At 40.3% G+C, this 14,259-nt stretch carries 13 protein-coding genes; 4 read left to right on the top strand and 9 right to left on the bottom strand.

Going from position 1 to position 14,259, the window contains the following annotated elements; genetic code table 11:
- The first annotated feature begins 6 nt into the window (after positions 1 to 6).
- Genes L0M98_RS15130 through L0M98_RS15120 form a run of 3 tightly spaced genes read left to right on the top strand, consistent with a single transcriptional unit; the run spans position 7 to position 4,452 of the window.
- Complete coding sequence (locus L0M98_RS15130) at positions 7 to 2,217, top strand: GH92 family glycosyl hydrolase (RefSeq protein ID WP_227216724.1); 2,211 nt, start codon at positions 7 to 9, stop codon at positions 2,215 to 2,217.
- 60 nt (positions 2,218 to 2,277) lie between these two features.
- Complete coding sequence (gene ispD, locus L0M98_RS15125; protein ID WP_186978159.1) at positions 2,278 to 2,970, top strand: 2-C-methyl-D-erythritol 4-phosphate cytidylyltransferase; 693 nt, start codon at positions 2,278 to 2,280, stop codon at positions 2,968 to 2,970.
- Between the two features lie 54 nt (positions 2,971 to 3,024).
- Positions 3,025 to 4,452, top strand: a complete 1,428-nt coding sequence (locus L0M98_RS15120) for a capsule assembly Wzi family protein (RefSeq protein WP_227216725.1) — start codon at positions 3,025 to 3,027, stop codon at positions 4,450 to 4,452.
- Here L0M98_RS15120 and L0M98_RS15115 read toward each other — a convergent pair.
- The 4 genes from L0M98_RS15115 to L0M98_RS15100 form a co-directional block, all read right to left on the bottom strand.
- Positions 4,445 to 5,338, bottom strand: coding sequence for an O-antigen ligase family protein (locus tag L0M98_RS15115; protein WP_227216726.1), 894 nt, complete (start codon positions 5,336 to 5,338; stop codon positions 4,445 to 4,447). The genes L0M98_RS15120 and L0M98_RS15115 overlap by 8 nt on opposite strands.
- 498 nt (positions 5,339 to 5,836) lie before the next feature.
- On the bottom strand, positions 5,837 to 7,120 hold the full coding sequence (locus L0M98_RS15110) for an O-antigen ligase family protein (RefSeq protein WP_227216727.1): 1,284 nt from the start codon (positions 7,118 to 7,120) through the stop codon (positions 5,837 to 5,839).
- A gap of 11 nt (positions 7,121 to 7,131) precedes the next feature.
- Complete coding sequence (locus L0M98_RS15105; protein ID WP_227216728.1) at positions 7,132 to 8,040, bottom strand: SP_1767 family glycosyltransferase; 909 nt, start codon at positions 8,038 to 8,040, stop codon at positions 7,132 to 7,134.
- Positions 8,040 to 8,852, bottom strand: a complete 813-nt coding sequence (locus L0M98_RS15100) for a glycosyltransferase family 2 protein (protein ID WP_099294179.1) — start codon at positions 8,850 to 8,852, stop codon at positions 8,040 to 8,042. The genes L0M98_RS15105 and L0M98_RS15100 overlap by 1 nt, the downstream gene beginning before the upstream one ends.
- Before the next feature lie 223 nt (positions 8,853 to 9,075).
- Between L0M98_RS15100 and L0M98_RS15095 the strand changes: the two genes are divergently transcribed.
- Complete coding sequence (locus L0M98_RS15095) at positions 9,076 to 10,152, top strand: CDP-glycerol glycerophosphotransferase family protein (RefSeq protein WP_227216729.1); 1,077 nt, start codon at positions 9,076 to 9,078, stop codon at positions 10,150 to 10,152.
- Here the strand turns inward: L0M98_RS15095 and L0M98_RS15090 are convergent.
- The 5 genes from L0M98_RS15090 to L0M98_RS15070 form a co-directional block, all read right to left on the bottom strand.
- On the bottom strand, positions 10,142 to 11,134 hold the full coding sequence (locus tag L0M98_RS15090; RefSeq protein WP_186978171.1) for an iron-containing alcohol dehydrogenase: 993 nt from the start codon (positions 11,132 to 11,134) through the stop codon (positions 10,142 to 10,144). The genes L0M98_RS15095 and L0M98_RS15090 overlap by 11 nt on opposite strands.
- Positions 11,134 to 11,553: an adenylyltransferase/cytidyltransferase family protein gene (locus L0M98_RS15085; protein ID WP_099294185.1), complete on the bottom strand. Its 420-nt coding sequence runs from the start codon at positions 11,551 to 11,553 to the stop codon at positions 11,134 to 11,136. The genes L0M98_RS15090 and L0M98_RS15085 overlap by 1 nt, the downstream gene beginning before the upstream one ends.
- 56 nt (positions 11,554 to 11,609) lie before the next feature.
- Positions 11,610 to 12,665, bottom strand: a complete 1,056-nt coding sequence (locus tag L0M98_RS15080; RefSeq protein ID WP_227216730.1) for a glycosyltransferase family 9 protein — start codon at positions 12,663 to 12,665, stop codon at positions 11,610 to 11,612.
- The gene (locus L0M98_RS15075) at positions 12,656 to 13,276 is read right to left on the bottom strand and encodes a DUF4254 domain-containing protein (protein ID WP_186978175.1); all 621 of its coding nucleotides are present in this window, start codon (positions 13,274 to 13,276) and stop codon (positions 12,656 to 12,658) included. Before L0M98_RS15075 ends, L0M98_RS15080 begins: the two co-directional genes overlap by 10 nt.
- A gap of 83 nt (positions 13,277 to 13,359) precedes the next feature.
- Positions 13,360 to 14,199, bottom strand: coding sequence for a glycosyltransferase family 2 protein (locus L0M98_RS15070; protein WP_227216731.1), 840 nt, complete (start codon positions 14,197 to 14,199; stop codon positions 13,360 to 13,362).
- Positions 14,200 to 14,259: the final 60 nt, after the last annotated feature.

Genomic DNA, 14,259 nt, shown 5'->3' with positions numbered 1-14,259 from the left:
AATATCATGAAAACACGACTCCTTCTACTCCTGCTTTGTTTTACCGGGTTCTTTACATCCTGTCGAAAAGAAAAAGAAACACGAGTAACGGACTACGTTGATCCATTTATCGGGACTGCCGGACAAGGACATTGCTTCCCCGGTGCGGCAGTACCTTTCGGGGGGATTCAACTGAGCCCGGATAATCCGCGCAGCGGTTGGGAGTGGTGTTCCGGCTATCATTACAGTGATAGCATCATATCCTCGTTCTCACATTCACATTTAAGCGGAACCGGAATCGGCGATTTGCAGGATATCCGACTTCTACCCGTCACAAGACGCCCGCAACCGGGAGAAAAAGCCATCGACTTCATCACTTCCGGGTACGCCAAATACTCTCATGCCAACGAGACAGCCGAACCCGGATATTATAGCGTAACTTTCGACAACGGTATAAAAACCGAATTATCGGTCACCAACCGTTGTGGAATGCACGCCTATCAATACCCGTCTAATGCTGTCCACGGGCTGACACTGGATTTAACCACGGCAAGAAATTGGGATCGCACGGTAATGACCTCTATCAAGAAAATCAATAACCGCACGATACAAGGCTATCGAAAATCCACCGGTTGGGCACGGGAACACAATGTCTATTTTTTCATGGAATTCTCGCAGGATGTTGACATCTGGGCGGGTGTTGACACGTTGCAATTATTGAGAAACGGACAAAAAATCGTTTCCGATAAAGGATATGCATGGATTGATTTCGGTACGGTAACCAACAAAATATTGGTCAAAGTCAGCATTTCATCTGCAAACTGCGAGGGAGCCGCGGCAAACCTTGATCAAGAACTCCCGCACTGGAGCTTTGATAAAGTGCGCAGAGAAGCCAAACAACAATGGAAACGGGCTTTATCGCGTATCAAAGTCGAGGGCGGCACAAAAGAGGAAACACGCACATTCTACACGGCTCTCTATCACGCGTACCTTGCCCCTTATTTGTTCTCTGATGCACACGGGAATTATAAAGGACCGGACGGAGAAATTCATAGCGTGGGGAAAGAAAATCAATACACGGTATTCTCCTTGTGGGATACATTCCGGGCATCACACCCTCTCTTTACCATTACTCAAAAAGATCGGGTGAATGATATGATCAACTCTTTCATCCGGCATTACGAGATTCACGGGTTGTTACCTAACTGGGAACTAATGGGTAACGAGAGCCACTGCATGATAGGCAATCACGCCATTCCGGTTATCACGGAAGCCTATTTAAAAGGAATCCGGGGGTATGACGTGGAAAAAGCATACGAGGCGATGAAAGAAACATCCCTTTCCAAAGGACACGGACTGGGACTTTTCCGGGAATACAATTATATCCCGTGTGATCTGGAAAAAGAATCAGTATCCAAAACCCTTGAATTTGCTTATGACGACTGGTGTATCGCGCAAATGGCAAAAGCCTTGGGGAAAGAAAACGATTATCTCTTTTTCATGGAATCATCTAAAAATTACAAGAACCTCTTCGATCCTTCAACCGGATTGATGCGGGGCAAATTAGCGGACGGCAGTTGGAGAACTCCTTTCTCCCCTTTCTCGTCCACGCATCGCAACGACGATTACACGGAAGGAAATGCTTGGCAATACTCGTGGTTTGTTCCCCATGATATCGACGGCTTTATCTCTTTACACGGCGGCAAAGAAGCTTTCGCCCGAAAATTAGACAGCTTGTTCACCCTGCCTTCCGTCATCGAGGGCAGCAACGCTTCTCCCGACATCAGCGGATTAATCGGACAATACGCCCAAGGAAATGAACCTTCTCACCACGTGGCTTATTTGTTCAATTACACGGACAAACCATACAAGACTCAATACTATATAGACAAAATTCGCCGGGAACTTTACACGGATCGTCCCGACGGTCTGTGCGGTAACGAGGATTGTGGTCAAATGTCCGCGTGGTATGTATTCTCTGCCCTAGGATTCTATCCGGTCAATCCTTGTGACACCAAATACCAGTTAGGGACGCCCTTATTCAAGAAAGTAATTATCAAACTCGGGCAAGATCGCCGTTTCGTGATAAAAGCCAATAGGGAAAACGATCAATACATTTACGTGAAAAGAGTTTTATTGAACGGAGACCCCTTGGATCGCACATGGATTACGCATGATGAAATCATAAACGGCGGCGAACTGGAATTCGAATTAACGGATTCTATAATTGCCGATTAAATCTACCTTTGTCAAACCTCTTAAAGATTGAGAAACTCACATTTTCAATTTTCAATTATAATGAAGAGCATTGGAGTAATTCTGGCCGGTGGTTCCGGTCGACGATTAGGCAGCGAACTCCCGAAGCAATTTATCACCATTGCAGGGAAAACAGTATTGGCTCATACACTCGGAGTATTCGAGCAAAACGAACTTATTGACGAAATCATTATTGTTGTCCATAAAGATTACTTGAATGAAACTCAAGAGATTGTTACCAAGGAAAGATTTGGCAAAGTAAGAATGATTATCCCGGGTGGCAAAGAACGTTACCATTCCACTTTAGCCGCCTTAAACGCCTATCAAGACACGAATTGCAAATTCATCATTCACGATGCCGTGCGATTATTAGTCACCCAACAAATGATCAGTGACACGATTGAGGCTCTCGACAATTGTGAAGCCTGCACGACAGCCATTCCTGCCACTGATACCATTTTGCAAAGTGATGCCACGAAACAATTCGTGAACGCCATCCCCGATCGTTCTACCCTATTTCAAGTACAAACGCCACAAGGCTTCCTAGCAAACACGTTGCGAGGAGCTTATAATAAAGCACTTACAGATCCCTGTTTTTTCAGCACGGACGATTGTGGTGTCGTGAAACGCTATTTACCGGAGATTTCTATCAAAATTATCCAAGGCTCACCTTCTAATGTTAAATTAACCTATAAAGAAGATATTTCTTTGATCGAACGATGCCTTTTAGGCTAGAAAGAGATACATTTGTCGCTGAAGATTAATAATAGACGTGCATAAATCGGCGACATGAGGATTTTTTTGGTATGTATCCTTGTAACCCTGTTTTCTTTTTCAGGCCAAGGACAAAAACGAGATGTAGTTTATAACGCATCTTTATCGGGATTCGCTTCCACACAGAAGACATTACCCTTTTGGGCTGTCAGCAATCGGCATGGACTTATGCCTAACGGGAACGGAACCTTATTGGAACTAGGGTTCTATTCCGATTTCACGAACAAACACAAGATTCAATTCGCCTATGGGGTATCCGCGGGGGGATATCTCTCCAGTCCGGGAAATAAAATTATTTTAGACCAACTTTTTGTAAGTGCCCGCTGGCGTAAACTTCGGCTCGATCTGGGCATGATTCAACCGGAAGAAGAATATAACGGTGTTTCTTCTACCAACGGGGATTTTGTCCGTTCCGGAAATTCCCGAACTTTCCCGGGTTATAACCTTAGAAGTGATTTTATAGATATTCCCGGCACAAAAGGAATCATCGCTTTCCAATTTAATTGGGCTGATTATATGATGACTGACAATAGTTACGTGAAAGATATTCGCTTGCACAACAAATCTCTTTACGTGAAAATCACCCCTCATCGCCGTTGGGAAATCATTGCCGGATTGGAACATTGGGCACAATGGGCAGGCAAACATCCCACTCTAGGAAAACAACCCGGCTCTTTCAGTGATTACGGCCGCATCATTTTTGCCGATGGCGGCGGTGCGGGAGCCACAACCAGCGATTCTATCAATGCCTTGGGAAATCATTTGGGACGGGAACATCTAAGAATTAATTATCTTGCCGATAATTACATATTATCATTTTACCACGATATCCCTTTCGAAGATGGCTCGGGGACAGATTTTCGCTCCTTCCCGGACGGAACTTATTGTTTCTATTACGGTTCAAAAAATCCGCAACAATGGATATCCGACGTCATATATGAATTCTATTATACCAAATATCAATCCGGCTCTCGCCATGACAGACCTGCAACACCGGAAGAAATAGCGAAACAAGACCCGAACAGTCATTTCTACGGGAGGAAAGTACTCGGAGGATGTGATAACTATTTTAATAACGGTGAATACGCCAACGGATGGACTCTATACGGACAAGTTATCGGCAGCCCGTTCATGACACCCGGTTTAAGCGATAACCTTACTAGAATCATCAATAACCGTATCATTGGACACCACGTCGGGATAAAAGGTATGGCATGGCAAACAACTCCTTACAAATTATTACTCTCGTATTCAAAAAACTACGGAACATACGGAAACAAATTCAATAAAGATCAGTTCTCCGGTGCATTGGAAGTGACTCTTCCTTTCCACAAATTACCGTTTACAATAGAAACAGGCTTATACAGTGACTTGGGCAAACTTTTCAAAGACAATTTCGGCTTCACGATCAAACTCAGCCGCAAAGGAAAGCTTATCAAATAGAAGGCTTTTCTTCTTGGGGAATATCGTTTTCCAATTGGGAGAACATATCCCCGTAGAAATAAAACATGGCAAGAAATATCAACATCAATGCCCGTGAATTTGCCCACGATAAAGTGACACACGAATTACTGACAACAAGAAAGACCAATAATACAGATAGAATTAAAAACGAGAATTTCTTTCTTTTAATCATTTGATAAAGTGGTGCAAAAAACAAAAAGATCATAACAGCTAAACCTACCAATCCTGCCGTAATCCAATATTGAAGGAAAGTATTATTCACATTATTAAAAACCGCAATATTCAAATCCGAAGCTTCATACCATGCCTTTATTCGATGTTTTGTAGTTACACCTAATCCCCACAAGGCAAACTCATCCCAGTGCCTGAAACTCTCCTTTATAAACGCAAGCCGCGGAGCAACTGTTCCGCCTACAAACTTCCCTTCACGTACATTTTGCACCTCAATTCCCACTTCATGTATCCGTTCTTCATATTTATTTAAATCCATCAATAAAGTTAAGCTCAACACGAAAACCAAAGCACCGCCAACAAACAAAAATTGTCGCTTGAAAGAAAGTTTTCGAAACAAATAAAAATTCATCACGATAAAACCTAACAAGAAACCCAATATAGCAGATTTAGTGACGGTAAAGGATAAAAACACCACAAGTACCCCAAACATACACAACAAAAGTCCTCTCTTTTTCCACGCCTTTTCTATTATTAGTAAGAAATAGACAATCAATGCAGAAACAGCTAAAAGCATCGCTTGAACTTCTAACCAATATTTACTCCCTAATACATATCTATTTTCACCGAAACGGTTGTTATACAAATATTCCAAGGCCTCACCCGGAGATGTAAATAGTTTATCTCCAACCACAAGAAATAATATATATATATTTAGCAACAGGCAACCCGAACAGAAATACAAAAGGAATTTTTTAATCAGGCCGAGAGTAATCCATTCTCGCCACGTCGCAACCCACATCGGAATTAACACGAAATTAAGTATTAAAACCTCAAACGTCCCATAACTAGGCTTCGCTATCGGATTCCCTTTCAATAATACAGCCACGGTGTGTACTATAAAATAAAGCAAGAATACAACATTCACCCCGATATACAATCGTTCCGCCAGTAAAGTCTCCCACACTTTGCTTTTCCGCTTCCATAACATGAATATAACCAATATCAACAACAGGAAGTTGAAAACATTACCATACAAGGGTATAATACTTCCCAACAGGAAAGCAACAGAAAGAAAAAAATATTTCTGAAACTTCACCATCCAACTCATATTATACATTCGGCATACAAATATACAAGATATATTCTCTTTATAATATCGGGACGATAAAAAATTGCTTCCTAAATGAATCTACCGGGTAATAGCCTTTTCTATTTGCCGAAAAGTATCTCCATAGTAATAAAACATAGAAAGTAATAACACAATTATAAACCGTGAATTATTCAGATCCAACAGGATAGTTGAACCATTTGTTATAATAATGACAACCATCATTGAAGCAATCAAATATGAGAATCTTCTATTTCTTATCATCATGTAAAATGGAGCTCCAAAAAGAAATATCATGATTGCCAAACCAAACACTCCTCCCTGTATCCAATAATGTAAAAATGTATTATGCACATTCCTAAACTCACCAAGCCCTGCATCGGAATTTTTAAACCATTCTTTCACTCTATTTTTAGCATACACACCCAATCCCCAAAAAGCGAATTCATCAACATGTATATACGCCTCTCGAATAAAACCGACCCGAGGCGCTATTGTCCCGCCCGAGTATACGCCATGTTTGATATTCCCCAGTTCTACAATAATTTCACCTGTCCTTTCTTTATACTTTTCCCTAAAGCCATCAAACACAAATACGCCGGAAACAAACAAAAAAACACAAGCTAATAGCGTCAAACGCATTCGCCATGTTCTTTTTTTTAGGATATAAATATTTACGAGTACAAAACCAGCCGTAAATGCTAACAACCCGGCTTTCGTTACAGTAAATGACAGAAAAAACAATAATAACAACAACATCATCCCGCACAAAATTTTCATTTCCCACCGACGTTCAATAAAAATCATTATATATGAAATTAATGCAGTCAAAGCAATAGTAAACGCCTGTGGTTCCAATAATAAACTTCCTCCTAAAAGCGACATTTTATTATCACCGAAACGACTTGTATACAAAAACTCGATAGTTGATTGCATATCCGTAAACGCTTCTTTTCCCACAAGATAGAACACGATATACAAATTCAACAACACACACCCGGCACAAAATAAAAAAAGGAACTGTTTCAATAGTCGAGAAGTCATTATCTCTCTCAATGTTGCCACATAAACAGGTACTAAAATAAAATTGAGTGATATAGTTTCAAATATTCCGAAATAAGCCTTATCATTTACCCCGGCATTCAAAAATATGGTTTGCAAAGAGATATACAACAAGTATACAATAAATACCAAAATATAATCCTTCCCGCTCCTCACTTTTTCGATAAAAGAATTCCAGTTCGAGAATGCGAAGAAGATAGCTACAAAAAGAAGAAAATAATGAAATGTCATCCCATACAATATACCCACGCTCCCTAATAAGCCTCCCATTGCCAGAAAGAATATCTTCTGCACTTTCTTCATATTATATAACTTCAAAGTGGTGATTCCGATACTCGTTCTATAATCGTTGCTTCATAACCATCATTACAGATTCTCTCCCTGTAAGAAGTATTATTTTTAGCTTCATTGACATATTTCCCATTAATATGAATTTTATCTTTTGCCCCACGCAAAAACCATTCATACTCAACGTCCACATGCCCGATATCAATCGCCCAATACCCCAATTTCGCCAGATCATAGCTCAATACAGTTGCCGTTTGTCCCAATGCAACAAGGATTAATTTTTTATCTCCATGCTTGACCGTCATATTCAAAATATCATCGTATTTTTCATACGCATCTTTCGCGGGACACAAAATACGCTGTAACGAACGTACTCCTTCAAAAAGATCATTATTTACACCTAAACGACTATATTCTCCCTCAACCAGAAGCACATCCTGATTCGACCAAATCTGTTTGATTTTTTCCAGATATCCTTTACACACGCTTTTGTCTTTATACGCGAAATAAAAACGTGTAAATGAAGCATCATAATACACTTTTTCAGGTTTCAGATTACGGGCAAAAACATCATGTGCCTTGATAAAATAGCCTAACCAAAAAACTTTCGTGCGTAGATTCAAATTCTCCCGTGACACCAGAGCGTAAGGCAAACAAGTAATATGATTGGGAATTTCGGTAATTAATATTTCTTGCAATCTTTCCGCCAAAGAAGAATTATAACGACAAAATCCATTCCCTTTTTCACGTATAAGATTTAATTCCCCATCACCATACCGACTGACAGAACAATGGTCCCGCAATATTTTATCCAAGGTTTCATCCGTTGATTTTATATCAAGAATAAAACCCAATGCCTTTTGTTTCTTCCGAAAACGTAGTTGATACTTCACAAGTCGGAAACGATGTTCCAAATAATATAAAAAACTTTTCATCACGCTTCTTCTTGTGTATCTTCTTTCAAATATTGGCTTACTCCACATTCACACCAAGTTGCCTTCTCTGCCACTTTGTCAAAATAGTAATTAAAATTCTTTTCTTTATTATCCATGTATTTATCTTCATGCCATAAATGAAATCCAATAGCCGCAAATTTTAACGCTAATTTTTGACGACCAATATTCTGTAAACGTATACTCAAATCATAATCTTCACCACCCCAACCTACATAATATTCATCATACCCATTCACCTGAATTAAATCCTTCTTCCAGAAGGACATATTACACCCCAACCCGGGACGCGTCTTTCGACGAGGAGCAAGATATTTAGCTAGTGACAAGCAACGAATCGAATTCTCTCTTCTCGTCAATCCACGAGAAAAGAATCCCAAAGAAGTGTACGTTCTGTCCTTGCATAACTGCTCCGTTCTAGATTCCATAATATTCACCCGTCCACCTTTTATATAACATCCTTCCTCAGCACATGCAATATGATCTGCAACAAAATAAGGGTTCAAAATAATATCCCCATCGATCTGAATAATATATTCATATTTGGCTTTCGCGATACACTTATTACGACATTGTGCTAAACGAAATCCTTTATCCTCTTGCCATATATGTAACAACGGTACAGGAAAATCTTTCTGGAAGCTCTCGATCAAAATTCTTGTATCATCTCTCGAGCCATCATCACCAACAATAACTTCATCAGGGAGTTGTTTCTGCCTTCTAACACTTTCCAAACACAACGCAAGAGCACATGGTCTATTATAAGTGGATACAATAAGAGATGTTCGTAACATTGATAAATAAAATTAATGTTTCTATTAGTTTACAGCTGATTTTAAACAATCAATAAAGGATCGTTTAATGATATTAACAGATATATCGTTCGCTATTATTCTTGCAAAAGTGTAAACACTTAATTACTAGCGCATAAAAAATATCAACCAAAACGAGGATAGGATACAAAAATGCTGTATATTTGTATCCTATTAAACGATCGTTTATTAACAGCAAAAGTGTATGAAAACCTACGTGATTGGCTTCTATCTCGAAAAATTATACTACTCTCCGCAATTTGAACCCGTTATCAGAGAACTTATCAAACGTGAAGTTCCCTATGTCGTGATTATTCCAAAGACGAGAGATCGTGATGAGATAAACCAAAGGGAAGAATCTATCAATTATTGCAAGCAAAATAACTTCACTTATATACTTGAAGAAGAAGATTGTTTCTGTAACACGCTCGTGTTCGGGAATACTCCTCACCATATACATACACAATTCGATAAATCCGCTTTTATTAATCATGGAGTATGGGGCGGTAAGACTATGAATATCGAACCGGGACTTAATGAAGTCGATGTACGTTTCCTTGATGGCAAATTCTTGGAAGAATACTTGATCGAACTCTACCCCGAGAAAAAATCAATCTTTTATGTTTCCGGTTATTCCAAACTGGACAACTATTTCAAGTTGACAGACGATGACCGGAAAAGATTTCTTCAAGAACGCCACTTGGATACCAACAAAAAAACAATACTTTACGCCCCGACATTCTATCCCTCTTCCGTATTGAAAATGGGAAAGAAATTCCCCGAGGACTTTGCCGAATACAACATTATTTTAAAACCGCATTCGCATCTTTTCCTGCGTAAAAAATACCGGAAAGATTTGCACTTGTTACAAACATGGGCAACCTCGCCCAACGTGTATCTGGCAAATTTCAACGAAACCAATATTCTTCCGTTTCTTCATGCCGCAGACTTATTGATTTCCGATATGTCAAGTGCGGTATTTGAATTTTCGGGGGTAGGCAAACCTGCTATTATCAATATGTTTCTACACTATCGCCCGATAGACAGATTATTCCCACACAAGGTGCGCAAACGACTGGATATCTCGAAATTCTACTTGTGGGAAGTCGGGGATACCCCGAAAAACTACAAGGAAATGGTACAATATGTCCGTGAAAACTTAGCAAATCCGGACAAAAATAAAACCAAGCGAGAAGAATTATCCCGTTATGTCGTCGGAGAAGTTGACGGAAAAGTTTCCGAAAGAATAGCGGACAAACTTTTAGAACTGGCTAAAATTTAGATAAAATCGTGTATCTGTCCCGGATAGTTTTTGCCCGGGCAATAATCCGAGCGATCTCATCACTCGAAAAGTGAAGGTCATGCTCCAATTCGTCTGTGATCTTCATTCGGTCAAAGAATAGCCGCAATTTCTCGAAGTCATCATCATCTTGGCGATAATCCCGTTCTAACAACAAATGCCCCCAAGCCACTTGCAACCCGTGTAAAGTCGTTCGCATCGGGTAAAGATCATCAATCGCATGACTGACCAGATGTTCCCCACCACTCGCCGGACGTGAACTATTCGCCAATACCATCGCCAATCCCGAAATCACCAGTCCATTCGCCAGATCCCCGATAAACCGATTCGTTCCGATATCGTCTATCGTGTAAGACATCACGGAATTACCACTGAGAGTTGCCAAAGTCAAAGCGAAATTATTAATATATTCGCCTTTTTCCGCATTCGCCAATCTCCAATCCTTCACGGCACTGGCATTAGACACCAAATCCCCCACCCCTGCCAATAACAATTTTCTAGGCGATCTCCTTATAATCTCAATATCCGCTATAATACCTAACGGAGCCTTTACCCCGAAACTTTGCTTTTTCCCGTTTTGAACAAGCCGAGCGATTGGTGAATAAATGGCATCGTTTGACAACGTGGAAGGTGCTGTAATATAACTTAGATTCAAGTCGTTCGAAATCATTTTCACGGCATCAATAACACTTCCGCCCCCGAAAGCAACCAAAAGTGCATCCTTATTTGTGATATTTCCCATCACCTTGCGGGCTTCTTCATAAGAACCGCCTTGAATAAGCATGATCTCATCAAACGATAATTGCTCTATCTGCTGTTTGTAAAGTTCTTTCAACTCCGGGGAGGTCACTAAAATTTTCTCCTTGAAAAAAATATGATTACGCTGCAATATCTCATCCATATGAATGAAAATATTCTCCCCGATCTCAAGAACTATGGGTACATTTATAATTTTAGAATACATTATTTCGTGCTTCTTATCTTTTCAACCAATTCCGACGTGCTTATTCCTTTCGTGTAAGGTAAATACACCATCTCCACATGATGCTCTTCCAGAAATTCCGGTGTCACCCGAATCTGTTTCAGATACCCCTCTCCATCCCAATCATCACCATGCACGATAACATTAATCCCGTATTTCTTGATATATTCTTTATTATCGTATTCCCGAATGATAAAAGCCTCGTCCACGTAACGACACGCTTTCACGACTTCCAGTCGATCATGCTCGGACAAAAAAGGCCTGCGTTTGTAAGAAGCAACCATATCATCTCCATTAATAGCCACGATCAAACGATCACCTAACGCCCTCGCGCGTCTTAGCAACTCGACATGACCGAAATGAAACAGGTCGAAAACCCCTATCACGTATACATTCTTCATATTATTCATTTTACTTACCACAATTACGGCACCAAAGATAATGAATAATACGGTATCTAAATATCCTTCATCATTTTTCTTAACATGGAATCCAACCGCCCCCACACCTGATCTTCGGTAAGACGATCGAATATCTCTTTATCCGAAAGCATACCCCTTTCCGATTCAGGCATAAAATCCAAAGGACTCACCCCTTGATAGCGTTCGTCACGGGAAGGCAGCCACTTTTGCATGTTCACCCAAGGCGGGTATATAGCCAGACCGGGAACTCCGCAAGCCTGCGCCATATGACGAGGACCGCCTTCATTCCCGAAAAAGAAATCAGATAACGAGATCATGGCTACCAACTTCCGCAATGTATCAGCTTCCACGTTCACGAAGATATGCTTGTCCTGTCCCATTTCATCAAATAAACTTAAAGCATCCGCTTTCTCTTCTTTCGAGTAATTAAAAATCAATTGAGCATCGTATTTCCAGACCAAACGGGACAACACTTCCTTCATCTTCCGGATATCCCACTTTTTATCCACCACGCGGGTAAAAGGGGTACATAATATAACCAAACGGGAAAAATCAATCCCTTGCTCGATCATGTATCTTTTAAATTCTTCCTTTTCTCCTTCCGTTACTTGCAAACGAAAATCCGCATCATACACCAAAGGTGCTTCTTTCTCCAGCGGCTTTACCAACAACAAATTACGGGATACTTCGTCCAAACTTTCGTTTTGATGATTCCTTATCCGGTAGTTATGAAAGAAAAGATTATAATATTTCCGCGTACCGATACGATATTTTGTTCCCGGAGAGAGAATACTAAACCATAATGTTTTCAACGTGGAGCGAGTATCTATGATCACGTCATAATGTTCTTCGCGCATCAACCGGAAGACTTTCTTCACGTACGTGAAAAAATGATCGTTTTCCCGACTGGAAAACGTGATTACCCGGTCAACATCCGGGTGATCTTGAAATAAAGGTTCCAGATAATCATTCACGACATAATGGATCTCCGCCTCGGGAAAACTCTTCCTTATCGTGCTGCATATCACAACAGATAACACGGCATCGCCTATCCGCCGGAAGCGAATCACCAAAACTTTTCTTACACGCATCGTGAAATCTCTTTTCCATATAATACAGGATTCAATTCCGGATCGTTATACATTTTCATCTGCTTGTAAACTTTCATGTATTTTCTCCCGGCTTCAATATCCTCCAGTAACAGATCGATTGCAACAATCAAATCACGTTTCTGTTCCAATAATATATGCATTTTATTCTCACATCTACGCACGTGCCCTTGACTCACGTCTACCCGTTGCGTTTCCTGTTCCATGTGATATATCTTCAAACACAAAATAGATAAACGGTCTAAAGCCCAAGCCGGACTTTCCGTGTTTATCGTGGCATGAGGCAACAAGATCACATTTTCATACTTCTTCCAAAAATATTCATCCAGCAACTCCACCAAATCCGTACGTTTTTGATTCGACTCGTCAATTCGACGCTTGATTTGCAAAGCAAATTCAGGCTCAATATCCGGATCACGTATGATATCCTCCAAGTGCCATTGAATAGCATCAACCCAATTCTTTTGGAACAGATAATACTCTATAGATTCTAACTTGTATGGATTCTTGATGTCGGCATCCGTGCTATCAGCCACATGATAACACAAGGTTGCCCTCTCAAAAATTTGATAACTTAATTCTGCAAATACCATGTCCCGCTCTTTATGGTTTGTTACATTTACAAATATAGCAAAAAGTATTCCAATTTTGAACAATAAAACACACGATTAGATATTTAACAAATCGAATCTTCGGATTTTACTATTCCAAAATTTGTCCGGACATGTTTTAAACACACGGTATCCTTCCGAATCTTTTTATTTTTTCGCAAGGCACTCTCATTCACATAGCCCCGTGCATGATCCAGATGCAAGCAAATAGCCGAATAACGTATTTGCAATCCCCGGATTCCGGCATTTACCAATCTTTCCCCGAACTCCCGATCCTGTCCCCCGTACTCCATTCTCTCGTCAAAACCATTCACCCGGATAATATCCTCCAGCCAACCGGAAGCGTTACACCCGTTCCATGTCGCCCTCGTCGTTGTCAAGAAATTCAAGAGAAAGGCTTTAAAAGAAGAACGAGTCAATTTATTATTACGGAAAGAATTTCTCATCCCGTGCTGTTTTAGCCAGCGGATATTAAAACAAGCCTGCGACTTGATATCCCGCGAACGAATCTCACGGGAAGTATCCATCGACAACTTGTGATACCCACCTGAAAGAAAGTACCCTTTCTTCCTGAATTTCATGTGCTTCTCAATAAAATCATTCCTCGGGATACAATCTCCATCAGTAAAAACCAAATAATCCGTACTCGCCGCCAAAATAGCTTTATTCAATATTTCACATTTCCGGAAACCTCTATCCTCATGCCACACGTGCTTTAGCGGGTAAGATAGTTGGGGAGTCAACCGTTCCAATACTTCCCGCGTAGCTTTACCGGACCCATCATCCGCGACAATCAACTCAAATTCTTTAAAACTTTGTATATTATATCCCCATAATACTTTTTCTAACCATTCCGGCTGATTATAAGTAGAAACAATAACAGAAACCTGCATTTTCAACACCATATTTTAGTTTAAAAAAATGATCGTTATTTAATTTTCCTCCAAGGCATACGACCACAATTC

Origin of the sequence: Butyricimonas sp. DFI.6.44 (genome assembly GCF_022132345.1) — a bacterium.
GTDB lineage: Bacteria > Bacteroidota > Bacteroidia > Bacteroidales > Marinifilaceae > Butyricimonas > Butyricimonas muris.
The sequence above is the reverse complement of the archived record's forward strand: the minus strand, read 5'-3'. Positions and strand labels throughout refer to the sequence as shown.

What these genes read in the sequence shown, in the direction of transcription:
- L0M98_RS15130 (WP_227216724.1), top strand. Translation starts at nt 7, where the DNA reads ATGAAAACACGACTCCTTCTACTCCTGCTTTGTTTTACCGGGTTCTTT.
- ispD (WP_186978159.1), top strand. Translation starts at nt 2,278, where the DNA reads ATGAAGAGCATTGGAGTAATTCTGGCCGGTGGTTCCGGTCGACGATTA.
- L0M98_RS15120 (WP_227216725.1), top strand. Translation starts at nt 3,025, where the DNA reads ATGAGGATTTTTTTGGTATGTATCCTTGTAACCCTGTTTTCTTTTTCA.
- L0M98_RS15110 (WP_227216727.1), bottom strand. Translation starts at nt 7,120, where the DNA reads ATGAAGAAAGTGCAGAAGATATTCTTTCTGGCAATGGGAGGCTTATTA.
- L0M98_RS15105 (WP_227216728.1), bottom strand. Translation starts at nt 8,040, where the DNA reads ATGAAAAGTTTTTTATATTATTTGGAACATCGTTTCCGACTTGTGAAG.
- L0M98_RS15100 (WP_099294179.1), bottom strand. Translation starts at nt 8,852, where the DNA reads ATGTTACGAACATCTCTTATTGTATCCACTTATAATAGACCATGTGCT.
- L0M98_RS15095 (WP_227216729.1), top strand. Translation starts at nt 9,076, where the DNA reads ATGAAAACCTACGTGATTGGCTTCTATCTCGAAAAATTATACTACTCT.
- L0M98_RS15090 (WP_186978171.1), bottom strand. Translation starts at nt 11,134, where the DNA reads ATGTATTCTAAAATTATAAATGTACCCATAGTTCTTGAGATCGGGGAG.
- L0M98_RS15085 (WP_099294185.1), bottom strand. Translation starts at nt 11,553, where the DNA reads ATGAAGAATGTATACGTGATAGGGGTTTTCGACCTGTTTCATTTCGGT.
- L0M98_RS15080 (WP_227216730.1), bottom strand. Translation starts at nt 12,665, where the DNA reads ATGCGTGTAAGAAAAGTTTTGGTGATTCGCTTCCGGCGGATAGGCGAT.
- L0M98_RS15075 (WP_186978175.1), bottom strand. Translation starts at nt 13,276, where the DNA reads ATGGTATTTGCAGAATTAAGTTATCAAATTTTTGAGAGGGCAACCTTG.
- L0M98_RS15070 (WP_227216731.1), bottom strand. Translation starts at nt 14,199, where the DNA reads ATGGTGTTGAAAATGCAGGTTTCTGTTATTGTTTCTACTTATAATCAG.